Origin of the sequence: Pseudomonas sp. NFPP12, from assembly GCF_900103205.1 — a bacterium.
GTDB lineage: Bacteria > Pseudomonadota > Gammaproteobacteria > Pseudomonadales > Pseudomonadaceae > Aquipseudomonas > Aquipseudomonas protegens.
Genome location: NZ_FMWW01000005.1, coordinates 52,116 through 76,778 on the forward strand (window position 1 = coordinate 52,116; position 24,663 = coordinate 76,778).

The 24,663-nt window shown below is 61.9% G+C and carries 17 protein-coding genes and 1 tRNA gene; 14 read left to right on the forward strand and 4 right to left on the reverse strand.

Annotated features, from left to right (window positions below):
* Positions 1-19 precede the first annotated feature (19 nt).
* The 3 genes from BLS75_RS21370 to BLS75_RS21380 all read left to right on the forward strand — a co-directional run bounded on the left by BLS75_RS21370 (position 20) and on the right by BLS75_RS21380 (position 4,149).
* Entirely contained in the window at positions 20-1,294 is a 1,275-nt protein-coding gene (locus BLS75_RS21370) for a YeaH/YhbH family protein (protein WP_011063832.1), read from the forward strand.
* Positions 1,291-2,853: a SpoVR family protein gene (locus BLS75_RS21375; protein WP_011063833.1), complete on the forward strand. Its 1,563-nt coding sequence runs from the start codon at positions 1,291-1,293 to the stop codon at positions 2,851-2,853. Before BLS75_RS21370 ends, BLS75_RS21375 begins: the two co-directional genes overlap by 4 nt.
* A 66-nt stretch (positions 2,854-2,919) precedes the next feature.
* Positions 2,920-4,149, forward strand: a complete 1,230-nt coding sequence (locus tag BLS75_RS21380) for a multifunctional CCA addition/repair protein (RefSeq protein WP_065365134.1) — start codon at positions 2,920-2,922, stop codon at positions 4,147-4,149.
* 46 nt (positions 4,150-4,195) lie between these two features.
* On the opposite strand, the gene folK is transcribed toward BLS75_RS21380, so the two are convergent.
* Together folK and folB are read right to left on the reverse strand one after the other, a co-directional pair.
* Positions 4,196-4,711 carry a 2-amino-4-hydroxy-6-hydroxymethyldihydropteridine diphosphokinase gene (gene folK, locus BLS75_RS21385; protein ID WP_072451747.1) on the reverse strand — a complete coding sequence of 172 codons (516 nt, stop codon included), beginning with the start codon at positions 4,709-4,711 and terminating at the stop codon, positions 4,196-4,198.
* Entirely contained in the window at positions 4,702-5,055 is a 354-nt protein-coding gene (gene folB, locus BLS75_RS21390; protein WP_011063836.1) for a dihydroneopterin aldolase, read from the reverse strand. Before folB ends, folK begins: the two co-directional genes overlap by 10 nt.
* A 74-nt stretch (positions 5,056-5,129) precedes the next feature.
* Here folB and plsY point away from each other — a divergent pair, with 74 nt between their 5' ends.
* On the forward strand, positions 5,130-5,699 hold the full coding sequence (gene plsY / locus BLS75_RS21395) for a glycerol-3-phosphate 1-O-acyltransferase PlsY (RefSeq protein ID WP_011063837.1): 570 nt from the start codon (positions 5,130-5,132) through the stop codon (positions 5,697-5,699).
* A 45-nt stretch (positions 5,700-5,744) separates the two neighbouring features.
* On the opposite strand, the gene tsaD is transcribed toward plsY, so the two are convergent.
* Entirely contained in the window at positions 5,745-6,770 is a 1,026-nt protein-coding gene (gene tsaD / locus BLS75_RS21400) for a tRNA (adenosine(37)-N6)-threonylcarbamoyltransferase complex transferase subunit TsaD (RefSeq protein ID WP_011063838.1), read from the reverse strand.
* Between the two features lie 200 nt (positions 6,771-6,970).
* Between tsaD and rpsU the strand changes: the two genes are divergently transcribed.
* The 5 genes from rpsU to BLS75_RS21425 all read left to right on the forward strand — a co-directional run bounded on the left by rpsU (position 6,971) and on the right by BLS75_RS21425 (position 15,506).
* Positions 6,971-7,186 (forward strand): 30S ribosomal protein S21, encoded by a 216-nt coding sequence (gene rpsU, locus BLS75_RS21405; protein ID WP_002551877.1) that lies wholly within the window; start codon positions 6,971-6,973, stop codon positions 7,184-7,186.
* Positions 7,187-7,669: 483 nt separating this feature from the next.
* Positions 7,670-9,643, forward strand: coding sequence for a DNA primase (gene dnaG / locus BLS75_RS21410; RefSeq protein WP_019094980.1), 1,974 nt, complete (start codon positions 7,670-7,672; stop codon positions 9,641-9,643).
* A gap of 67 nt (positions 9,644-9,710) precedes the next feature.
* On the forward strand, positions 9,711-11,558 hold the full coding sequence (rpoD, locus tag BLS75_RS21415; RefSeq protein WP_011063840.1) for an RNA polymerase sigma factor RpoD: 1,848 nt from the start codon (positions 9,711-9,713) through the stop codon (positions 11,556-11,558).
* Positions 11,559-11,670: 112 nt separating this feature from the next.
* The gene (locus BLS75_RS21420) at positions 11,671-15,414 is read left to right on the forward strand and encodes a bifunctional diguanylate cyclase/phosphodiesterase (RefSeq protein ID WP_072451748.1); all 3,744 of its coding nucleotides are present in this window, start codon (positions 11,671-11,673) and stop codon (positions 15,412-15,414) included.
* 15 nt (positions 15,415-15,429) lie between these two features.
* Positions 15,430-15,506: transfer RNA gene (locus BLS75_RS21425), tRNA-Ile, on the forward strand.
* A gap of 586 nt (positions 15,507-16,092) precedes the next feature.
* Here the strand turns inward: BLS75_RS21425 and BLS75_RS21435 are convergent.
* Positions 16,093-18,468 (reverse strand): glucose/quinate/shikimate family membrane-bound PQQ-dependent dehydrogenase, encoded by a 2,376-nt coding sequence (locus BLS75_RS21435; protein WP_072451749.1) that lies wholly within the window; start codon positions 18,466-18,468, stop codon positions 16,093-16,095.
* Positions 18,469-18,676: 208 nt separating this feature from the next.
* On the opposite strand from BLS75_RS21435, the gene BLS75_RS21440 reads away from it, so the two are divergent.
* The 5 genes from BLS75_RS21440 (at position 18,677) to pqqA (ending at position 24,637) form a co-directional block, all read left to right on the forward strand.
* On the forward strand, positions 18,677-19,138 hold the full coding sequence (locus BLS75_RS21440; protein ID WP_011063845.1) for an Lrp/AsnC family transcriptional regulator: 462 nt from the start codon (positions 18,677-18,679) through the stop codon (positions 19,136-19,138).
* A 168-nt stretch (positions 19,139-19,306) separates the two neighbouring features.
* Positions 19,307-20,989 (forward strand): flavin monoamine oxidase family protein, encoded by a 1,683-nt coding sequence (locus tag BLS75_RS21445; RefSeq protein WP_011063846.1) that lies wholly within the window; start codon positions 19,307-19,309, stop codon positions 20,987-20,989.
* Between the two features lie 111 nt (positions 20,990-21,100).
* A complete protein-coding gene (locus BLS75_RS21450; RefSeq protein ID WP_072451750.1) occupies positions 21,101-21,895 on the forward strand; it encodes a carbon-nitrogen hydrolase family protein in 795 nt (264 codons plus the stop codon).
* 48 nt (positions 21,896-21,943) lie between these two features.
* The gene (gene pqqF / locus BLS75_RS21455; protein ID WP_072451751.1) at positions 21,944-24,406 is read left to right on the forward strand and encodes a pyrroloquinoline quinone biosynthesis protein PqqF; all 2,463 of its coding nucleotides are present in this window, start codon (positions 21,944-21,946) and stop codon (positions 24,404-24,406) included.
* A 156-nt stretch (positions 24,407-24,562) separates the two neighbouring features.
* Positions 24,563-24,637 (forward strand): pyrroloquinoline quinone precursor peptide PqqA, encoded by a 75-nt coding sequence (gene pqqA / locus BLS75_RS21460; RefSeq protein ID WP_003194766.1) that lies wholly within the window; start codon positions 24,563-24,565, stop codon positions 24,635-24,637.
* Positions 24,638-24,663: the final 26 nt, after the last annotated feature.

Below are 24,663 nucleotides of genomic sequence, written 5' to 3' on the forward strand. Positions count from 1 at the left end.
AAGCTCCCCGGAGGGGCCCATGAGCTATGTGATCGACCGACGTCTCAATGGCAAGAACAAGAGCACGGTAAACCGCCAGCGGTTTCTGCGGCGCTACCGTGACCACATTAAAAAGGCCGTCGAAGAGGCGGTTAGCCGGCGCTCCATCACCGACATGGAGCATGGCGAGCAAATCAGCATTCCCGGGCGGGATATCGACGAGCCGGTGCTGCACCACGGCCGTGGCGGCAAGCAGACCGTGGTTCACCCAGGCAACAAGGAATTCACTGCCGGCGAGCACATTGCCAGGCCTCAAGGCGGCGGTGGGGGCGGTGGCGGCCGGGGCAAGGCCGGCAATTCCGGCGAAGGCATGGACGAGTTCGTGTTCCAGATCACCCAGGAGGAATTCCTCGAATTCATGTTCGAGGACCTGGAACTGCCCAACCTGGTGAAACGCAACCTGACCGGCACCGACACCTTCAAGACCGTACGAGCCGGGATCAGCAACGAAGGCAACCCGGCTCGGATCAATATCATCCGTACCTTGCGTTCGGCCCACGCTCGGCGCATTGCCTTGTCCGGCAGCAGCCGGGCCAAGCTGCGCGAAGCCAAGGAAGAACTGGCGCGCCTGAAGCGGGAAGAACCGGACAATTTCGGTGATATCCAGGAGCTTGAGGCGGAAATCGAGCGCCTGAGTGCCCGGATTCACCGCGTGCCCTTCCTCGACACCTTCGACCTCAAGTACAACCTGCTGGTGAAACAGCCCAACCCCAGCTCCAAGGCGGTGATGTTCTGCCTGATGGACGTTTCCGGCTCCATGACCCAGGCCACCAAGGACATCGCCAAGCGTTTCTTCATCCTTCTGTACCTGTTCCTCAAGCGCAACTACGACAAGATCGACGTCGTGTTCATCCGCCACCACACCAGTGCCCGGGAAGTGGACGAAGAGGAATTCTTCTATTCCCGGGAAACCGGCGGCACCATCGTCTCCAGCGCCCTGAAGCTGATGCAGGAGATCATGGCCGAACGCTACCCGAGCAACGAGTGGAACATCTACGCCGCCCAGGCCTCCGATGGCGACAACTGGAACGACGACTCGCCGATCTGCCGCGACATCCTGATCAACCAGATCATGCCGTTCGTGCAGTACTACACCTACGTGGAAATCACTCCGCGGGAGCACCAGGCCCTGTGGTTCGAGTACGAACGCATCGCCGAGGCCTTTTCCGATACATTCGCCCAGCAGCAACTGGTTTCGGCCGGAGACATCTATCCGGTCTTCCGTGAACTCTTCCAGCGCAGGTTAGTGACATGACCGCCAGAGAGCAGAAGCGCCAACCCATCTCCACCGGCTCGGAATGGACCTTCGAGCTGATCCAGGCCTACGACCGTGAAATCAGCCGTATCGCGGCCCGCTATGCCCTGGACACCTACCCCAACCAGATCGAAGTGATCACCGCCGAGCAGATGATGGACGCCTATGCCTCGGTGGGCATGCCCCTGGGCTATCACCACTGGTCCTACGGCAAGCACTTCCTCAGCACCGAAAAATCCTACAGCCGGGGCCAGATGGGCCTGGCCTACGAAATCGTCATCAACTCCGACCCTTGCATTGCCTATCTGATGGAAGAGAACACCATCTGCATGCAGGCGCTGGTGGTGGCTCACGCCTGCTATGGCCACAACAGCTTCTTCAAGGGCAACTACCTGTTCCGCACCTGGACCGATGCCAGCTCGATCATCGACTACCTGGTGTTCGCCAAGCAGTACATCATGCAATGCGAGGAGCGCCATGGCATCGATGCCGTGGAAGATCTGCTGGACTCCTGCCATGCCTTGATGAACTACGGTGTCGACCGCTACAAGCGGCCCTACCCGATTTCCGCCGAGGAAGAACGGCGCCGGCAGAAAGACCGGGAGGAACACCTGCAGAAACAGATCAACGACCTGTGGCGCACCATTCCCAAGGGCGCGGACAAGTACAGCGACAAGGACAATGCGCGCTTCCCCGCCGAACCTCAGGAAAACATCCTCTATTTCATCGAAAAACACGCGCCACTGCTGGAGCCCTGGCAGCGCGAGATCGTGCGCATCGTGCGCAAGATCGCCCAGTACTTCTACCCGCAACGCCAGACCCAGGTGATGAACGAAGGCTGGGCTACCTTCTGGCACTACACCTTGATGAACGATCTGTACGACGAGGGCCTGGTCACCGATGGCTTCATGATGGAATTCCTCACCTCCCATACCAGCGTGGTATTCCAGCCAGGCTTCGACAGCCCCTACTACAACGGCATCAACCCCTATGCCCTGGGCTTTGCCATGTACCGCGACATCCGACGCATCTGCGAGGAGCCCACGGAAGAGGACCGGCGCTGGTTCCCGGAACTGGCCGGCACCGACTGGCTGTCGAGCATCAAGTTCGCCATGAGCAGCTTCAAGGACGAGAGCTTCATCCTGCAGTACCTGTCGCCCAAGGTCATCCGCGATCTCAAGCTGTTCAGCATCATGGACGACGACCAGAAGGACGACCTGCTGGTACCGGCAATCCATGATGAAAGCGGCTACCGGATCATCCGTGAAACCCTGGCCGCGCAATACAACCTGGGCAACCGCGAACCCAACGTGCAGATCTGGAGCATCGACCGCCGGGGCGACCGCTCCTTGACCCTGCGTCATCAGCAACACGACCGTAAACCCCTGGGGGATTCCACCGACGAAGTGCTCAAGCACCTGCACCGCCTCTGGGGCTTCGACATTCACCTGGAAACCCTGCAGGGCGATCAGGTGATGAAAACCCACCACGTACCGCCAAAGAGCGATCACAACGAAAACGACTACGGTCGCCTGGACCTGGCGGTTATCCACCTTTAAGCCCGATAACAAGCCTCCGGATGCGCGATACAAGGGTTATCCTGTCGCGCTAACGGAGGTTTTTTTATGCGGATTTACAAAGTCGGCGGCGCCGTGCGTGATCGCCTGCTGGGCAGGCCGGTTACCGATATCGACTGGGTGGTAGTGGGTGCCAGCGCAGAGGAGATGCTCGCCAAGGGCTTTCGCCCCGTGGGCGCAGACTTCCCGGTGTTCCTGCACCCCAAGAGCGGCGAGGAATATGCCCTGGCCCGCACCGAGCGCAAGAGTGGGCGGGGTTATGGCGGTTTCACCTTCCATGCCAGCCCGGAAGTCACCTTGGAAGAGGACCTGATCCGTCGCGACCTGACCATCAACGCCATGGCCGAAGATGAACAGGGCCGCCTCACCGATCCCTACAACGGCCAGAAGGACCTTGAAGAGCGGCTATTGCGCCACGTTTCCCCGGCATTCGCCGAAGATCCCCTGCGAGTACTGCGGGTCGCCCGCTTCGCCGCCCGCTACGCCGGGCTGGGTTTTCGCGTGGCGCCAGAGACACTCGAGCTGATGCGCGAACTCAGTGAATCCGGTGAGCTTCAGGCCCTGACGGCCGAACGCAGCTGGAAAGAGATATCTCGCGCCCTGATGGAGGATCAGCCCCAGGTCTTTATCCAGGTATTGCGCGACTGCGGCGCGCTGGCGGTGCTGATGCCCGAAATCGACGCACTGTTCGGCGTACCTCAGCCCCCGGTCCACCACCCGGAGATAGACACCGGCGCGCACACCCTCAGCGTTCTGCTGCAAGCCGCGTTGCATCAGCAACCCCTCAGCGTGCGCTGGGCCTGCCTGCTCCACGACCTTGGCAAGGGGCTGACACCCGAGGAGGAGTGGCCACGGCACATTGGCCATGAGCGCACAGGCCTGGAACTGATCAAGGCGGTCAATGAACGCTTCAAGGCGCCCCGGGAATGCCAGGAGCTGGCACTGCTGGTGGGCCAGTACCATACCCACGGCCACAAGGCGCTGGAACTCAAGGCCTCGACACTCCTGGAACTATTGCAAAGTTTCGACGTGTTCCGACGCCCACAGCGTTTCGAAGAGTTCATAGCGGCATGCGAAATGGATGCTCGCGGCCGTCTTGGGCTGGAGTCGCGGCCTTATCCACAGGCCGATTATCTGCGAGGAGCCGCCGAGGCGGCGCGCAAGGTTGCGGTTCAACCCTTGCTGGAACAGGGGTTCAAGGGGCCGCAACTGGGCGAGGCACTAAGGCTGGAGCGACTGAAGGCCATCAAGGCCTACAAGGAACAACACGCGCCTTGAGTGAGTCGCGGACCGCCCCGCCTGGTCCGCGATTAGCCGAGGGTAGCTACAGGTCTGGAGGGGTCAATTGCATACCCCGCCATTCGAAGGCGACCGGGGCCAGCACCTGATCGATCTGCGCCTCAGCCCAGAGCGCCCCGAGGCTCTTGCCCGCCAGCGGATGCACCCGCTCGGGCGCCATCAGCGACAGCGGCCAAAGCACGAAGGCGTTCTTCAGAATCTCTGCCCGGGGCAAGATCAGGCCATCGAAATTGCCGGTCAGTTCACCGTAGAGCAATACATCGATATCCAGCGGCAGGCCCCTCCGATCAGGGGCATAACGGCCGTTATCGGCCTCGATGAACTTCAGGCGCCGGTCCAGCTCGGTCAGAGGCAAGTCGGTAAAAGCCGTCACCACCAAGTTGAAAAACGGGCCGCTCTTGATCCCCACCGGCTGGCTTTCGAACACCGGCGAGCAACGCATATCCACCAGAAAACCGGCCAGGGCATCGAGCCCGGCCCGCAGATGAACTTCACGCTCGATATTGCTACCGAGCCCCAGATACACCTGAGTCAGCGACATCCGCGCTCGATCTCCACACCCACACCCGAGGCAGCCGGAACGGCGCCAGGCTTGGTCAGTTTCAAGCGCAACCAAGGGATGTGAAATTCATTCATCAGAACCTCGGCAAGGCGCTCGGCAAAGGTTTCCACCAACTGGTACTGGGCATGCTCGGCAAACGCCTGGATCCGGGTGGAGACACTGGCATAGTCCAATGCCAGCGTCAGATCATCTCCAGCAGCTGCCGGGCGATTGTCCCAGGCAAAGCTCAGATCAAGACGCAGGCACTGTCGGATGCCGCGCTCCCAGTCGTAGGCACCAATCACGGTGTCCACTTCCAGCCCTTCGATAAACACTCTGTCCAAGCACTCTTCTCCGCAGCACGACAAGGGCGCAATGCGCCGTTAGAATCAGGGCTTCCTCGCCCGGAATAGTTAGCATGTTTTGGTTACTGGCGATTTTCGCCTACCTGCTCGGCTCTCTGTCCTTCGCCATTTTGCTCAGCCGCCTTACGGGTAATCCCGACCCGCGAATGAGTGGTTCGGGTAATGCCGGCGCCACCAACATGCTGCGCCTGGCCGGCAAGAAACTCGCAGTCCTGACCCTGCTGGGAGACCTGTGCAAAGGCCTGGCACCTGTGCTGATCGCCCACCTCGCGGGCTTGTCCCTGCAACAACAGGCCTGGGTGGGGCTCTATGCCGTCCTCGGCCATCTGTTTCCACTGTACTTCCGCTTCCGCGGCGGCAAGGGTGTCGCCACCGCCGCCGGCATGCTGCTGGGGCTCTACCCCCCGGCCGCGCTGCTGGCCATCGCCGCCTGGGCGCTAACCTTCTATCTCACTCGTACCAGTTCACTGGCCGCGCTGATCGCCACCCCCCTGACCTTGCCACTGCTGGCCTGGCAGGAACCGGAGGCGCTATTGCCGATGAGCGTGCTGACACTGCTGATCGTCTGGCGCCACCGCGGCAATTTACGCGACCTGTTTGCCGGGCGCGAACGGCATTTTTGAATCCCTCAGATGTAAAGGCCTCAGCCCGAGCCTCCCCGCATGAAATCAGAGAGCTGACAACTGCTCCATCGGCCAACGCGCCTGTACGCTGATCGCCAGGCTTTCCTGCTGCCCGGCCTGCAAGCGCTGGCAACCGGCAAAGGCGATCATCGCTCCGTTGTCGGTGCAGAACTCGGGACGGGCGTAGAACACATTGCCCTTCATTTCAGCCAGCATCTTTTCCAGCGAAGCGCGCAATGCCTTGTTGGCACTTACACCTCCCGCAATAACCAGACGTTTGAGACCGGTCTGCTTCAAGGCACGCTTGCATTTGATGGTCAGAGTCTCCACCACCGCCTGCTGGAACGCGAGGGAGATGTCGCAACGGGTTTGCTCGCCGTCGTCTCCAGCGCTGACGCACTGCTGCCAGGTGTTCAAGGCGAAGGTTTTCAAGCCGCTGAAGCTGAAATCCAGCCCCGGGCGATCGGTCATCGGCCGCGGAAAGACAAAGCGCCCCGCTACGCCCTGAGTCGCCAGGCGCGCAATCTCGGGGCCGCCCGGATAATTCAGGCCGATCATCTTCGCCGTCTTGTCGAATGCCTCGCCTGCGGCGTCATCCAGGGTCTCGCCCAACAACTCGTATTGGCCGATACCATCGACCCGAACCAACTGGGTATGACCACCGGACACCAACAAAGCGACGAACGGGAATTGCGGAGGTTGCTCCTCCAGCATCGGCGCCAGCAGGTGGCCCTCCATATGGTGCACGCCCAGGGCTGGAATGCCCCAGGCAAAGGCCAGCGCCTGGGCGCAGGAAGCCCCCACCAGCAAGGCACCGACAAGGCCGGGGCCAGCGGTGTAGGCAATCGCGTCGATCTCGGTAGGCACGCAGTCGGCCTCGGCCAGCACCTGGCGGATCAAGGGCAGCATGCGCTTGACGTGATCCCGGGAGGCCAGCTCCGGCACCACGCCACCGTAGGCGCGATGCAGGTCGATCTGGCTGAACAGCGCATCGGCCAGCAGGCCCCGCTCACTGTCGTATAACGCGACGCCGGTTTCGTCGCAGGACGTTTCTAATCCCAGTACTAGCATGGGTTTGCGCCTTGTAGAGGCTGAATTCGAAGGCGCGCATAATAGTCGCCACTCCCGCGCCCGACCAGCGGTTTTCGATCAGAGGCTTTGCATTCCGAGCGTTGAGGGGTTAACATCCGCAACCCTTAAAAACCGACGACCTCAGCCGCGATTTTTGCGACGAGAACGTTGACCCCGGTAATGAATGAAGGTAGCTCTGGATGCCAGCCGTCAAAGTTAAAGAGAACGAACCCTTCGACGTAGCTCTGCGTCGTTTCAAGCGCTCCTGCGAAAAAGCCGGTGTTCTGGCTGAAGTTCGTAGCCGCGAATTTTACGAGAAGCCGACTTCTGAGCGTAAGCGCAAAGCAGCTGCTGCTGTTAAGCGTCACGCCAAGAAAGTTCAGCGCGAACAGCGCCGCGCCGTACGTCTGTACTAATACACAGACGTTCGTTGCAAGCTTCTGCCAAGCCCGGCCCTCAGCCGGGCTAATGGCATTTGCGGAATACGCTTGATGCTTCACCGTCGAAGCCGCCCATGCGACCCAGACGATTCTGCTTCACCACGTCAGACCTGGCTTCTTGCCAGCGGTGCACGTCTTTTCTGACGAGCCTTCCAAGGCTACTGACGAGCACACCCTTTTCTGATTCCTACAGACGATCAGCCCAAGGCGCCCTTCTCCAGCGCCCGCTTAATGAGCTATCCGAGGCCCGCCCAAAGCCACTGTCGGACTCAGCGCGACATCTTCAAATAGTCGAATACTGATTGAAACTAACGTCAGTGGACGTTCGGCAGATACACTTCCCGACTGCGATCACGCCGAAAACCAGGGTCGAGCCGCGTAACCTCACGCTTGGCCGCCACCTGAGCTTTCGACAGTGTCGCCAGGGCTATCTTTGCGCGCAGTGATGACGAGAACGCCATGGCCGGGCTTATTCCCCAGAGCTTTATTGACGACCTTCTGAACCGCACCGACATCGTCGATGTCGTCAGTTCACGCCTGCAAATCAAGAAAGCCGGCAAGAACTACACCGCCTGCTGCCCCTTCCACAAGGAAAAGACCCCCTCCTTCAGCGTCAGCCCCGACAAGCAGTTCTACTACTGCTTCGGCTGCGGCGCAGGCGGGAACGCCCTCGGCTTCATCATGGACCACGACAACCTGGACTTTCCCCAGGCCGTCGAGGAACTGGCGAAGGCGGCTGGCATGGAAATCCCCCGCGAAGAGAGCAGCCGCGGCCAGCGCAAGCCTCGGCAACCCACCGACTCACCGCTGTATCCGCTGCTCACCGCCGCCGCCGACTACTACCGCCAGGCCCTGAAAAGCCATCCAGCGCGCAAGGCTGCGGTCGACTACCTGAAGGGGCGCGGCCTTACCGGCGAGATCGCCCGGGACTTCGGCCTGGGCTTCGCTCCGCCTGGCTGGGACAACCTGTTCAAACACCTGAGCAGCGACACCCTGCAGCAGAAAGCCATGATCGATGCCGGCCTGCTGATCGAGAACGCCGAGACCGGCAAGCGCTATGACCGCTTTCGCGACCGGGTGATGTTCCCGATCCGCGACACTCGCGGTCGAATCATCGCCTTCGGTGGCCGGGTTCTGGGGGACGATAAGCCCAAATACCTGAACTCTCCGGAGACCCCGGTCTTTCACAAGGGCCAGGAACTCTACGGCCTGTTTGAAGCCCGCAAGAACAACCGCAACCTCGACGAAATCATCGTTGTCGAGGGCTACATGGACGTCATCGCCCTGGCCCAGCAAGGCCTGCGCAATGCCGTGGCCACCCTGGGTACCGCCACCAGCGAAGAACACCTCAAGCGCCTGTTCCGCATCGTACCCAACGTACTGTTCTGCTTCGACGGTGACCAGGCTGGGCGCAAGGCCGCCTGGCGCGCCCTGGAGGCGACCCTGACCTGCTTGCAGGACGGGCGCCGCGCGCGCTTTCTGTTCCTTCCCGAAGGCGAAGATCCGGATACCCTGGTCCGCTCCGAAGGCACCGATGCCTTCCGCGCTCGAATCAACCAGCACGCACAGCCGCTGGCCGATTACTTTTTCCAGCAACTGATCGATGAAGCCGATCCGCGCTCACTGGAAGGCAAGGCCCATCTGGCGACCCTGGCCGCGCCCCTGATCGAGAAGATCCCCGGGGCCAACCTGCGCACCCTGATGCGCCAGCGCCTGAGCGAAATCACCGGCCTGACCAACGAAACGGTCAACCAACTGGCCCACAGCGCACCGCCCGAAGCGCCACCCGCCTACGACGCAGGCATCGATTACGACGCGATGCCGGATTACGCCGACTACCATGAGCCGCATCAGGAGGCGTACGCCCCACAACAAGAGTGGACGCCAAAGAAAAATGCCGGCGGCAAGAAGTGGGAAAACAAACCCTGGGACAAGAACGGCAAGGGCAAGCGCCAGGGCGACCGCGACCAACCACGCGGCCCGCGCATTCCCGCTGCAGTGGAACCGCCGACCCTTTCAGCCTTGCGCACTTTGCTGCATCACCCTCAACTGGCAGAAAAAGTTGAAGATGCCGGGCATTTTGCCGATGACGACAACACCAATACCCAGTTGCTGGTGGCTCTGATCGAAGCCGTGCAGAAAAATCCTAAGCTACGCTCTATTCATCAATTGATGGCGCGCTGGCACGGCACCCAGCAAGGGCATCTGCTCACCGCATTGGCGGAAAAAGAATGGCTGATCGACGGAGATAACCTTGAACAACAGTTTTTCGACACCATTAATAGTTTGTCAGCTCGCCAACGCGAGCGTGTTTTAGAGCAACTTCTCAGGAAATCGCGTCAAAGCGAGCTCAGCAGCGAAGAGAAAAAACAGCTGGTTGAGCTTCTAAAACGCAATGTTCCCGCATCAAACCCGACCTCAACTGGCGCGTGAGGTCATAGCTCGGGTATAATCCTCGGCTTGTTTTTTGCCCGCCAAGACCTTCAGTGGATAGGGTGTTATGTCCGGAAAAGCGCAACAGCAGTCTCGCCTCAAAGAGTTGATCAGCCGTGGACGTGAGCAGGGTTACCTGACTTACGCGGAGGTCAACGACCACCTGCCGGAGGATATTTCAGATCCGGAACAGGTGGAAGACATCATCCGCATGATCAACGACATGGGGATCAACGTATTCGAGAGTGCTCCGGATGCGGATGCCCTTTTGTTGGCCGAAGCCGATACCGACGAAGCAGCAGCTGAAGAAGCCGCCGCAGCGTTGGCGGCTGTGGAAACCGACATTGGTCGCACTACCGACCCAGTGCGCATGTACATGCGCGAAATGGGCACGGTAGAGCTGCTCACACGTGAAGGCGAAATCGAAATCGCCAAGCGTATCGAAGAGGGTATCCGTGAAGTGATGGGCGCAATCGCGCACTTCCCTGGCACGGTTGATCACATCCTCTCCGAGTACACTCGCGTCACCACCGAAGGTGGACGCCTGTCCGACGTTCTCAGCGGGTACATCGACCCGGATGACGGCATTACGCCGCCTGCCGCCGAAGTGCCACCGCCTGTCGACACCAAGACCGCGAAAGCGGATGACGACAGCGAAGACGAAGAAGCGGAAGCGACCGAAGACGAAGAAGAAGCCGAAAGCGGTCCGGATCCGGTCATCGCCGCACAGCGCTTTGGCGCCGTCGCCGACCAGATGGAAGTCACCCGCAAGGCGCTGAAGAAACACGGCCGCGAGAACAAGCAAGCCATCGCCGAAATGCTGGCCCTGGCTGAACTGTTCATGCCGATCAAACTGGTTCCGAAGCAATTCGAAGGCCTGGTTGAACGTGTACGCAGTGCCCTGGATCGCCTGCGCCAGCAGGAACGCGCCATCATGCAGCTCTGCGTGCGTGATGCCCGCATGCCACGTGCCGACTTCCTGCGCCAGTTCCCGGGCAACGAAGTGGATGAAAGCTGGACCGACGCCCTGGCCAAAGGCAAGAGCAAGTACGCCGAAGCCATCGCCCGCCTGCAGCCGGACATCATCCGTTGCCAGCAGAAGCTGACCGCTCTTGAAGTCGAAACCGGCTTGAAGATCGCCGAGATCAAGGACATCAACCGTCGCATGTCGATCGGTGAGGCCAAGGCCCGCCGCGCGAAGAAAGAGATGGTTGAAGCCAACCTGCGTCTGGTGATCTCCATCGCCAAGAAGTACACCAACCGTGGCCTGCAGTTCCTCGACCTGATCCAGGAAGGCAACATCGGCTTGATGAAAGCGGTGGACAAGTTCGAATACCGTCGCGGCTACAAGTTCTCGACTTATGCCACCTGGTGGATCCGTCAGGCGATCACTCGCTCGATCGCCGACCAGGCCCGCACCATCCGTATTCCGGTGCACATGATCGAGACGATCAACAAGCTCAACCGTATTTCCCGGCAGATGCTGCAGGAAATGGGTCGCGAACCGACTCCGGAAGAGCTGGGCGAACGCATGGAAATGCCTGAGGACAAGATCCGCAAGGTATTGAAGATCGCCAAAGAGCCGATCTCCATGGAAACCCCGATCGGTGATGACGAAGACTCCCATCTGGGCGACTTCATCGAAGACTCGACCATGCAGTCGCCAATCGATGTCGCCACGGTTGAGAGCCTGAAGGAAGCAACTCGCGAAGTACTCTCCGGCCTCACTGCCCGTGAAGCCAAGGTACTGCGCATGCGCTTCGGCATCGACATGAATACCGACCATACCCTCGAGGAAGTCGGTAAGCAGTTCGATGTGACCCGTGAGCGGATCCGCCAGATCGAAGCCAAGGCGCTGCGCAAGCTGCGCCACCCGACGCGAAGCGAGCATCTGCGCTCCTTCCTCGACGAGTAAGCCCAAGACCCCCAGCCCAGCTGGGGGTTTTGCTTTTTGCAGCCCGTCCTTCTTTCCCCACCCCATAGCCCGTCTACACTCGAAACATTCCCCGTGCCATAACGAGACGGTTATGCCCAGACTGTCGGCCATGCTCCTGCTGGCGCTGCTCACCTGGACCGCAACGGCTGGCGCGCTGACTCTCACCGACGAAGAACGTAGCTGGCTCAAGACTCACCCGGAACTGCGCCTGGGTGTGGACGCTTCATGGCCGCCTTTCGAGTATCGGGATGAAGAAGGCCGTTATCAGGGCCTGGCCGCGGACTACATCCATCTGATCCAGGAGCGCCTGTCCGTAAACCTCAAGCCCGTCGAGCCCGCCAGCTGGACCGCGGTGCTAGAGGACGCCAAGCAGGGCAAGCTGGACCTGCTGCCCGGGATCATGTCGACCCCCGAACGCCAGAGCTACATGGCCTTCACCCGGCCTTACCTGGACTTCCCCATCGTCATCCTCGCCCATGAAGGCGGCGCGCAACCCCACAACCTCAAGGAACTGTACGGCCTCAAGATAGCGGTGGTGGAAAACTACGCCCCTCACGAACTGTTGCGCACCCACCACCCGGACCTGAACCTGGTGGCCATGCCCAATGTCAGCTCGGCGTTGCAGGCCCTGGCCACCGACGAAGTGGACGCCGTGGTCGGCGACCTTGCCTCCAGTGTCTGGAGCCTGCGTCAGCTCAAGCTCGACGGTCTCTACGTCAGCGGCGAAACCCCCTATCGCTATCAGCTGGCGATGGGCGTCCCGCAGGAAAACAAGGTCCTGGTAAGCATTCTCGACAAGGTGCTCGCCGACCTCAGCCCCGAGGAAATCAGCACCATCCAGCAACACTGGGTGGGCAGCGTGCTCGACCACAGGACCTTCTGGTCGGATGTCCTGATGTATGGCCTGCCCGGTCTTCTGTTGCTGGTCACCGTGCTGGCGGTGGTGATCCGCATCAACCGCCGCTTGAGCTCGGAAATTTCCCGGCGGGTCGCCCTGGAACAGGAACTGCGCAGCAGCGAATACCACTACCGCAGCCTGGTGGAAAGCCTGTCCGCGATTGCCTGGGAAGCGCGCATCAGCGACTTTACCTACAGCTATGTCTCGCCCCATGCCGAAGCCCTGCTGGGCTATCCCCTGGCCCATTGGCTGATTCCCGGCTTCTGGCGCAACATCATCCACCCCGCGGACCTGACCCGGGCCCAGGCCTTCTGCGATCACGAAGTGCAGGCCGGGCGAGATCACAGCCTCGATTACCGGGTGATCGCCGCCGACGGCCGCTGCCTCTGGGTGCGCGACATCGTCAGCCTGATCGAGCATGGCCACGAACCGGTGATGCGCGGGCTGATGATCGACATCAGCGAGACCAAGCACACCGAAGAGGCCCTGCGCCTGTCCGAACAGAAGTTCGCCTCGGTGTTCCAGCAATGTCCGGACATCCTGGTGATTGCCCGGCTGTCCGACGGCTGCCTGCTGGAAGTCAACAAGGCCTTCGAGGAGCAGATCGGCCTGAGCGCGCAAAGCGTGGTTGGCCAGACCGCCACCGAGCTCAATATCTGGGGCATCCCCGGGGTCGGGCCGGGGCTGCTGCAACGCTTGCAGGCCGGCAGCATCCGTAATCTGGAAATGCCTTTTCGCCGGCATAACGGCCAGTTGTTCACCGGCCTGATCTCCGCTGAGCCCTTCGACCTCGACACCACGCCGGCGCTGGTGGTGGTGGTGCGCGACATCACCCAGCTCAAGGAGACCCAGCAACAACTGCAGACCTCCGAGGAGAAGTTCGCCAAGGCCTTCCATGCCTCCCCCGATGGCCTGCTGCTGACCCGTCAGCGCGACGGGCTACTGATCGAGGTCAACGAAGGCTTCAGTCGCATCACCGGCTTCAACAGCGCCATGTCGCTGGACCGCTCGACCCTGGACCTGGGCATCTGGGTCAATCTCAATGAGCGCAAGCAGATGCTCGACCTGCTGCAGCGCGATGGTTTTGTCCGCGACTTCAACTGCCATATCCGGCGCAACGATGGCCAGATCCGCCTCTGCGAGCTGTCTAGCCGGCCACTGCCCATCGGCGGTGACGACTGCATGCTGACCATCGCCCGGGACATCACAGACCGACGCCTGATGCAGGAGAAGCTGCAACAGGCGGCGACCGTATTCGAAAGCACGGCCGAAGGCGTGATGATCACCGATACCCAGCAGCGCATCAGCGCAGTCAATCGCGCCTTCAGCGAAATCACCGGCTACAGCGAACGTGAAGCCCTGGGCCACACTCCGCGCCTGCTTGCCTCGGGCCTGCATGACAGCGCCTTCTACGCCGCGATGTGGCATCAGTTGACCCTGGAGGGCCACTGGCAGGGTGAGATCTCCAACAAGCGCAAGAACGGTGAGCTTTATCCCAACTGGCTGACCATCAACGCGGTGCGCAACCGGGAAAACCAGATCACCCATTTCGTCGCGGTGTTCGCCGATATTTCCAGCCTCAAGCACGCCCAGGCGAGGCTCGACTACCAGGCTCACCACGACCCCCTGACCGGCCTGCCGAATCGCACCCTGTTCGAAAGCCGGCTGCTCAGTGCCCTCAATAACCAACAGGACAACGGCAGCCAGGGCGCGGTGCTGTTCCTCGACCTGGACCGGTTCAAGCACATCAACGACAGCCTCGGCCACCCGGTGGGCGACCTGCTGCTCAAGGGCATCGCCGTGCGTCTGAAGGAACAGCTGAGGGATATCGACACCGTGGCCCGCCTGGGTGGCGACGAATTCATCATCCTGCTGCCGGGCCTGCACCAGGCCAGCGATGCCGATCACATCGCCACCAAGCTGCTGAACTGCTTTACCGCCCCCTTCCAGGCCGGCGAACACGAGTTCTTCATCAGTGCCAGCATCGGCACCAGCCTGTACCCCAAGGACGGCTGCGATGTCGCCACCCTGATCAAGAACGCCGACGCCGCCATGTATCGCTCCAAGGCCAAGGGCCGCAACCGCGTGGAGCGCTACACCCGAGACCTGACCGCCCAGGCCAGCGAACGGGTAGCCCTGGAGCACGAGCTGCGGCGAGCCATAGAGCGCAACGAGCTGTCACTGTATTTCCAACCCAAGATCAGCCTCAGCAACCACGAGCTGGTGGGCGCCGAAGCCCTGATCCGCTGGCATCACCCCACTTTCGGTGATGTGCCCCCCGAGCACTTCATTCCCCTGGCCGAAGAAAACGGCATGATCCTGCTGATCGGCGACTGGGTACTGGAACAGGCCTGCCTGCAACTCAACAACTGGAACCGGCGCTTTGAGGATTTCGGCCCGCTGTCGGTGAACCTCGCCGGCGCCCAGTTGCGCCAGCCCAACCTGCTGGGGCGCATCGAGCAACTGCTGCGCGACTATGACCTGCAGCCCGGAATGCTACAGCTGGAGATCACCGAGAATTTCATCATGAGCCAGGCCGAAGAAGCCCTGGAAGTGCTGCATCAGCTCAAGCGCCTGGGCGTGCAATTGGCCATCGACGACTTCGGCACCGGCTACTCGTCCCTCAGCTACCTCAAGCGCCTGCCCCTGGACTTTCTCAAGATCGACCAGTCCTTTGTCCGCGGGCTGCCGGACGACCCCCACGACGTGGCGATTGTCCGCGCCATCATCGCCCTGGGGCGCAGCATGCAGTTCACGGTGATTGCCGAAGGCGTGGAAAACCAGGAGCAGCAGACCTTCCTAACCCTGGAAGGCTGCGAACAGATCCAGGGTTATATCGTCAGCCTGCCCCTTGAAGCCGAGGAGTTCTGTACGACCTTCCTGCGGATCCGAGTTTCCGATTTTTCGGATAGCACAGCCGAGAAACCATCGCTATAATCCGGCGCCTACTGAGGGCCTATAGCTCAGTTGGTTAGAGCAGAGGACTCATAATCCTTTGGTCCACGGTTCAAGTCCGTGTGGGCCCACCAAACAAGAAAGCCGCGCAATGCGCGGCTTTTATGTGTCTGTTGCTTGAAAAGCAAACTTCATCAAGTCTTGGTCCGATAGCGCTCTTTCAACATGGGGCGAATCTTCAGGCGATCTTCCGGCGCCCACTCCCACACGGTTTCCAGTTCTTCGGTGACGGTTTGCACACTGATTCCCGGAAGCAGGACGACGAAGGTATTCCTTTGCAGGCAGTGCAATTCTGCACGGCCTGCGCCAGGTGCATCCCCCCTCCCTCTCCTGAAGGCTTTCATAGAAGGCCAGGGCCTCGACCACCGTGTGGAAATGCTCGACCGCATCCTGAAAGCCTGAAAGAGACAGCCTGTACGTCATGCCGACATCCTTATTCATTCCCACTATTTCGGGATCTGGAAAAGGCGGCTTTTTAGCAAAATACCCACAAACAGTATCTAAGACAGTTCTTATTTACACTCCCCTGCAGTCAACCACCAACGCCCTCCCGGAACATGCCCCGCCTTCCCCAAATCGCAAGGGGGCTGAAGCCCGTTGCCTGCGGCCATGAAAAAGCCGCGCATTGCGCGGCTTTTTCATGCTGCTGCCAGGCTGCGCTTATTTCTTGGGCAACGCGTAAGCAATCACGTAGTCGCCACGATCCGTCGACTGCCGCGCACCGCCAGCGGTGAGCAGGATGTACTGGCGACCGGTCTTGGGCGACACGTAGGTCATGGGGCCCGACTGGCTGCCTACGGGCAGGCGCGCCTTCCAGATCTCATTGCCATTGCCGGTATCGAAGGCCCGCAGGTAGAAATCCTGGGTACCGGCGAAGAACAGCAGACCGGATTGGGTAGCCAGGGACGCGCCCAGGGTCGGCATGCCAATCGGGATCGGCAGGTGCATGCGGATCCCCAGCGGGCCGGTGTCCTGCACGGTACCCACCGGCACTTGCCACACCAGCTTGCGGGTCTTCAGGTCGATGGCCGACATGGTGCCGAACGGCGGCTTCTGGCAGGGAATGCCCGCCGCCGAGAGGAAGCGCTGGCGCATGGCGCCGAACGGCGTGCCTTCCTGGGGCACCACGCCCATCTCGATGCCACTGGCACCGGCGGCGATCTGGTCCCGGGGAATCATGTAGTTGGCCAGGCCCAGGCGCATGTCGTTGACGAACATGTAGTTGCTGGTGGGGTCCACCGACACGCTGCCCCAGTTCATGCCGCCCAGGGAGCCCGGAAACTGCAACGCATGATCCAGGCCCGGCGGGGTGTACACACCCTCATGGCGCATGCCCTTGAACTGGATACGGCACATCAGCTGGTCGAAGGGAGTCGCGCCCCACATGTCGGACTCGGTCAGGGTCTGGTTGCCGATCGACGGCATTTCCACCGAGAACGGCTGGGTCGGCGAATACCGCTCGCCCGGCACATTGCCCTGGGGCACGGGGCGCTCTTCCACCCGGGCAATCGGCTTGCCGGTCTCACGGTTGAGCAGGAATATCTCGCCCTGCTTGGTGACCTGGGCCAGCGCCGGTTGCACACCGCCCTTGTCGTCCGGAATGTCGTACAGCAGCGGCTGTGCCGGCAGGTCGAAGTCCCAGAGGTCGTGATGGGTGGTCTGGAAGTGCCAGCGAACCTGGCCGGTCTTCACGTCGATGGCGACGATGGAGGAGTTCCACTTGTCGTCGAACTCGGTGCGCTGGCCGCCGAAGAAATCCGGGGTGGCGTTGCCAGTGGGCAGATACACCAGGCCCAGCTTGGCGTCATAGGACATTGCCGACCAGACGTTGGGCGTGCCACGGGTGTAGGTTTCACCCGCCGGCGGGCGCTTGGTGGTGGCCGGGTTGCCCGGGTCCCAGGCCCACATCAGCTCGCCGCTGCGCACATCGAAAGCCCGAACCACGCCCGGCGGTTCGCCGGTGGAGAAGTTGTCCGCCACCCGGCCGCCGACGATCACCACGGTACCCGCCACCAACGGTGTCGAAGTCTGCTGGTAGTAGCCCGGCTTGATCTCGCCCATGTCGGTTTTCAGATCGACCGTGCCCTGGTTGCCAAAGTCTTCACAGGGCTTGCCGGTTTCAGCGTTGATCGCGATCAGGCGCGCATCACCGGTCGGCAGGAACAGGCGCTTGGTGCAGGCCACCGGAGCAGCAGGCACCGAAGCATCGGCTACCGGGGTGGCAGAGGCGTCGAAATAACCCAGGCCGCGGCAGCGCTGCCAGTTTGGCGCGTAGCCCTGAGGGTCGAACTTCCAGCGCTCGGCGCCGGTGTCGGCGTCCAGGGCGAACACCTTGCCGTAGGCGGTGCAGGTGTAGACGGTATCGCCGATCTGCAGGGGTGTGTTCTGGTCTTCGGCACCAGCGCCGTTGCTTTCGGGCAGGTCACCGGTGCGGAAGGTCCAGGCCACCTGCAACTGGTCGATGTTGCCCTTGTTGATCTGGTCCAGTGCGGCGAAGCGGTTGCCCGCAGTGGTATTGCCCCAGTGGGCCCAGTCTTTCTGTTCCGCCCCGGGAGCCACCGGCTGGACCGCTGGCACCTTGTCTGCCTTGACCACATGGGTCGGCACGAACATGTAGGCCAGGGTCGCGACCACACCGATCCCCAACAGCCCAGCCAGGCCATAGGCACCGCGCCCGGCATGGGCTCCGGAGGCACGCACCAGGGTCGGGTAGATCAGCGCCACCACGAGGCCGATCACGGCGAAGGTCAGTACCCGCGAGACCAGCGGCCAGTATTCCAGGCCCGCATCCCAGACCGCCCAGATCGCCGTCAGCACCAGGGCCACCCCATACAGCCAGGCACCACGCGGGTTGCGCCGCGCGATCAGCAGCCCGGACACCAGCATCGCCAGGCCCATCAACAGGAAATAGGCACTGCCGCCCAGGCTCAGGAGGTAACCCCCGCCTGCGGCCAGGCCCAGCCCGATCAGGGCAATCAGGATACCCAGCCCCCCGAGCAACCATTTGCTGCCGGCGGCAGCCCCCGTGTTTTTCATCTTAAAAACTCTCCCATCTTCAAAACCTGACGGCGAGAATGTACTAACCAGTTACTTATGACAATCTGTCGCAGGTCATTTGTTTCAAAAAAATTCCCGACTTGCAGAGCGTAGCTGTCGCTTGCGCCATGTTCTCCGGGAGCTGCGGCGGGTGTTCACGGGAGCCTGTAACATGTGCGCTCCCCCGATAGCCGTGCTGGAGCCCACCTTGTCCGATAGCCGCCCTCCCGTTCTTGACGAAGTCGACCGTCAATTGATCGCAGCCTTGCAGATCAACGCCCGCGAAAGCGTGGCGATGCTGGCCCGGCAGTTGGGTATCGCCCGCACCACCGTGACCTCGCGCCTGGCCCGCCTGGAAAAGACCCGGGTCATTACCGGATATGGCGTGCGCCTGGGGCAGCGGGTAGTCGATGGCGGCTTGCAGGCGTATGTCGGCATCAAGGTCCAGCCGCGCTCTGGCAAGGAAGTGCTGCGGCGCCTGAGCGGCATGGCGCAGGTCCAGCAACTGTGTGCGGTCAGCGGCGAATTCGACTATGTGGCCTGGCTGCGCACCGACTCACCGGAACAGCTGGACCAGTTGCTGGACCAGATCGGCAGCGTTGACGGCGTGGAGAAAACCACCACCTCGATCATTCTCAGCAGCAAGATCGATCGCGGGCACGCGCTGTAAGGCGCGCCCTGCCAGCCAGTCAATCTGACTCACAAATTCGTCATATCGATAAATAACCGAGCATAACGACGACAGTTTGCGTCTTATTTACGTGTTTCACCCTCTCTAGAATGGCTGCCATCTTTTCCTATACTCAGCACTCTGCTGAGCCGCCCGCCAAGGTCAGCCATGAACAAGAACAATCGCCATCCTGCAGACGGTAAGAAGCCGATCACCATTTTCGGCCCGGACTTCCCTTTCGCCTTCGACGACTGGATCGAGCATCCTGCCGGCCTGGGCAGCATTCCCCAGGCACGGCACGGCACTGAAGTGGCGATTGTCGGCGCCGGTATCGCCGGGCTGGTGGCGGCCTACGAGCTGATGAAGCTGGGCCTCAAGCCAGTGGTCTATGAAGCCTCGAAAATGGGCGGCCGCCTGCGCTCCCAGGCCTTTGAGGGAGCCGAGGGGATCATCGCCGAGCTGGGTGGCATGCGCTTTCCGGTGTCGTCCACCGCCTTCTACCATTACGTCGACAAGCTCGGCCTTGAAACCAAGCCCTTTCCCAACCCGCTGACCCCGGCCTCGGGCAGCACCGTCATCGACCTCGAAGGCCAGACCCACTACGCCCAGAAACTCGCCGACCTGCCGGCGCTGTTCCAGGAAGTCGCCGATGCCTGGGCCGATGCCCTGGAGGACGGTTCGCGCTTCAGCGAAATCCAGCAGGCAATCCGTGACCGCGACGTGCCGCGCCTCAAGGAACTGTGGAACACCCTGGTGCCGCTGTGGGACGACCGCACCTTCTACGACTTCGTCGCCACCTCCAAGGCCTTCGCCAAGCTGTCTTTCCATCACCGTGAGGTGTTCGGCCAGGTGGGCTTCGGCACCGGCGGCTGGGATTCGGACTTCCCCAACTCGATGCTGGAAATCTTCCGCGTGGTCATGACCAACTGCGACGACCACCAACACCTGGTGGTGGGCGGCGTCGAGCAGGTGCCCCTGGGCATCTGGCGCCACGTGCCGGAGCGTTGTGCCCACTGGCCGGCCGGTACCAGCCTCAGCTCGCTGCACCACGGCGCGCCGCGTACCGGGGTCAAGCGCATTGCCCGGGCCGCCGATGGCCGTTTCAGCGTCACCGACAACTGGGGCGACACCCGGGAATACGCCGCGGTGCTGACCACCTGCCAGAGCTGGCTGCTGACCACCCAGATCGAATGCGAGGAATCGCTGTTCTCGCAAAAGATGTGGATGGCCCTGGACCGCACCCGCTACATGCAGTCGTCGAAGACCTTCGTCATGGTCGACCGGCCGTTCTGGAAGGACAAGGATCCGGAAACCGGTCGCGACCTGATGAGCATGACCCTCACCGACCGCCTGACCCGCGGCACCTACCTGTTCGACAACGGCGACGACAAGCCGGGGGTGATCTGCCTGTCCTACTCGTGGATGAGCGATGCCCTGAAGATGCTGCCGCAGCCGGTGGAAAAGCGCGTGAAGCTGGCCCTGGATGCGCTGAAGAAGATCTACCCCAAGGTGGATATCGCCAGCCGTATCATCGGCGACCCGATCACCGTCTCCTGGGAGGCCGATCCGCATTTCCTCGGCGCCTTCAAGGGCGCGCTGCCGGGCCACTACCGCTACAACCAGCGGATGTACGCGCACTTCATGCAGGACGACATGCCCGCCGAGCAGCGCGGTATCTTCATCGCTGGTGACGATGTCTCCTGGACTCCGGCCTGGGTCGAGGGTGCGGTGCAGACCTCGCTGAACGCGGTGTGGGGGATCATGAAGCACTTCGGTGGCGCTACCCACGCCGAGAATCCGGGCCCGGGGGATGTGTTCCACGAGATCGGGCCGATTGCCCTGGCCGACTGAAACCGGCGGCCGGGCAGGCGCTCGTTCCCGCAGGCTTGCCCTGCGGGGATGTCGTACGAACCTGCGACAGCGGCTACAGTGGCCGGTCTGTCAGTGAGTGGAGTGAAGACCATGCGCGTCGCCCTGTATCAGTGCCCGCCGAGGCCGCTGGATGTGGCCGGCAACCTGCAACGCCTGCATCAGGTGGCCATGGAGGCCACCGATGCCGATCTGCTGGTGCTGCCGGAGATGTTTCTCAGCGGCTACAACATCGGCCTGGAAGCGGTGGGCGCTCTGGCCGAGGCCCAGGACGGCCCTTCGGCCCAGCGCATCGCCGCCATCGCCCAGGCCTCCGGCACGGCGATCCTCTATGGCTACCCGGAGCGCAGCGCCGACGGCCAGATCTACAACGCCGTGCAGTTGATCGACGCCCAGGGGCAGCGCCTGTGCAACTACCGCAAGACCCACCTGTTCGGTGACCTCGACCATTCGATGTTCAGCGCCGGCGAAGATGACTTTCCGCTGGTGGAACTGGACGGCTGGAAACTCGGCTTTCTGATCTGCTACGACATCGAGTTCCCGGAGAATGCACGACGCCTGGCCCTGGCAGGCGCGGAGCTGATTCTGGTGCCGACCGCCAACATGATCCCTTACGACTTCGTCGCCGACGTGACGATCCGTGCCCGGGCCTTCGAGAACCAGTGCTACGTGGCCTATGCCAACTACTGTGGCCATGAAGAACAGATCCGCTATTGCGGCCAGAGCAGCATCGCCGCCCCCGACGGCAGCCGGATTGCCCTGGCCGGTCTCGACGAGGCCCTGATCATCGGCACCCTGGACCGCCAACTGATGGGCGAATCCCGGGCGCTCAACCGCTACCTGTCCGATCGCCGCCCCGAGCTTTACGACGACCTGAGCAAGCGCTGATCCGGGGATATCCGCTAGCATGAGCGCTTCTCTGTTCTGGAAGTGCTCATGCCCGCGCCGAATCACCCTCTGCCCCCACTGGAAACCCTGGCCAACGGCCTGCGGGTTTCCCTACGTCATGCTCCCCATTTGAAACGCTGCGCCGCGACATTGCGGGTCGCCGCCGGCAGCCACGATGTGCCGCTGGCCTGGCCGGGCCTGGCGCACTTTCTGGAACACCTGCTGTTTCTCGGGACCGAGCGCTTTCCTGTCGAACAGGGGCTGATGGCCTATGTACGGGCCCAGGGCGGGCAACTGAACGCGCGAACCTGCGAAAGTGCCACCGAGTTCTTTTTCGAGCTGCCGGCCAGCGCCTTCGCCGGTGGCCTGGAACGTCTGTGCGAGATGCTCGCTCAACCGCGCATGAGCCTGGAGGACCAACACCGTGAGCGGGAAGTCCTGCACGCGGAGTTCATCGCCTGGTCCCGGGATGCGACAGCGCAGCGTCAGTTCGCACTGTTTGACGGTCTTCATGCCGCGCACCCGCTAAGGGCCTTCCACGCTGGCAACCGCTACAGCCTGAACCTGCCCAATAACGCCTTCCAGCAGGCCTTGCAGCAGTTCCATCGCGAGTATTACCAGGCCGGGCAAATGGTCTTGAGCCTCGCCGGCCCGCAGCCACTGGAGGAGCTCCGAGCCCTGGCGGAACGCTACGGCAGTTGCCTGCCGAGCGGTCAACACCTTGAGCAGACAGCGCCTCCCGCCCTAATGGCCACAGGCAAACAGACTTACCAACAACTCAGCGGCCAGCGGCTGGACCTGCTGTTTGCTCTAGAGCGGCTGCCCGCGGGCGCGACTGCCGCTGTGGATTTTCTCTGCACCTGGCTGCAATCGGCCAAGCCCGGCGGGTTGCTGGCGGAACTCCAGCAGCGCCAACTGGCTCACAGCCTCAAGGCCACGCTCCTGTATGAGTTCGCCGGCCAGGCCCTGCTGCACCTGGAGTTCGATCTGACCAGCGTGGCGGCATCAGCCCCGGCTCAGGTACGCGAGCTGCTGACAGAGTGGCTGGGGTTCTTCAGTGCCCAGGCCGACTGGGCACCGTTGCGCGAAGAATATGCCTTGCTGCAACAGCGCCAGATCGAAGTTGCCAGCGCCCTGGAACTGTCCCGACGCGACAGCCGCCAAGCTGCCGATGGGCTGGATGAGTCGGGGCTGGCCGCCCTCAAGCAGGTGCTCAAGCAGTTGCAACCCCAGGCTGTGGAGCACTTCAGCCACGACTGGCGCCTGCCTCCTGCCAACCCCTTTCTGCGCAGCACGATCGAGGCACCACGGGCCGGGTTGATTCGTGGGCAGACCAGCGCTCATCGCGGGCTGCGCACCTTTGCCCAGGATCGCTCCCGGGGCCGCAAGGAAAGCTCGGCCCTGAGCTTCAGCCAGGCGCTGCCAGCAGATCCTTCTGGTAGCGCCCTGACTCTGCGCTGGCAACTGGCCTCGCCTGCCCCGATGGGCTTGCATGCCCGGTTGCTGCGCAGCCTGGCGACATTGCGCGACGATGCCCGCCAGGCCGGCGTAGAGCTGATTTTCACCTCTTGTGGCAAAGACTGGCTGCTGAAACTGCACGGTTTGCCGTCCCCCATGCCCGCAGTGCTACTGCAAGCATTGAAAGCCCTGGGGCGACCTGCCGAGTCGTTCTGGCATGAGCAGGCAAGCGTCAATGCTGAAGCGCCCCTGCTGCCGATCCGCCAATTGCTCAAGGCATTCAGCGAACAGCCACAGCCCGACAGCCCGGCCCAGCCCGACCCAGAGGCCTTGCAAGCACTCTGGGCCAGCGCTCGCTGGGACGGACTGGGCCTGGCGCTGCCAGCCGCCATCCAGGAAGCCTTGAGCCGAACCCTGCAACAGATGCCCGGCACAGCGGACGCCACCCTCTGCCGGCCGGTGCCAGCAGGCACCGGCCAGCAGTGGCAGAACCTGCCCGGGAGTGCCGGTGAGCATGCCCTGCTGCTGTTCTATCCCGTGCCCAGCGCCAGCCTTGCCGATGAAGCCGCATGGCGCCTGCTCGGCCAGCTCTGCCAGACCCCGTTCTATCAGCGCCTGCGGGTGGAGCTGCAACTGGGTTATGGCGTCTTCAGTGCCGTTCGCCAGCGCAACGGCCGGACGGGTCTGTTGTTCGGCGTGCAATCCCCCGGCGCGACAGTCACCGAGATACTTCAGCACATCGCACAATTCCTTGAGCACCTGCCCGAACAACTCCAGGCACTCGACGAGCCCAGCTGGAATGATCAGCGACAGGCCCTGGCTCAACAGTTGCAGCCCGCGACCCTGCCTCAGGAACAGGCCATGGAGCTGTTGTTGCAGGCAAAACTGGCCGGCCATTCGTCGGATTACCTGCCGCAGTTGCAAGGCTGCATAGAGGCCCTGACACCCGCCATCGTGATCCAGGCCGCCCGACAACTCAGAGAGGCTGCCGGCGGCTGCAGCGCGCTGGCCAACAGGCCGTGCCCGGGTGCCCCCTGGCAAGTGGCAGAATGATCATTACCAGCGCTGCAATGAGCTTTCTTCAGAATTGCGGGCAACCTTCAGCGGGAATTTAGTAAGATAGCCTCCTAAGCATCTGAACATCTCCCGCCGGAGGTGGACTATATGTATAGGCAACACCCGTCCCACCCACCTCAAAGGAGCAATTTTATGACCTGGTCCAAACCTGCTTACACCGACCTGCGTATCGGCTTTGAAGTCACCATGTACTTCGCCAGCCGCTAATTTCTGCCTCTGGCCAGAAACGCAGC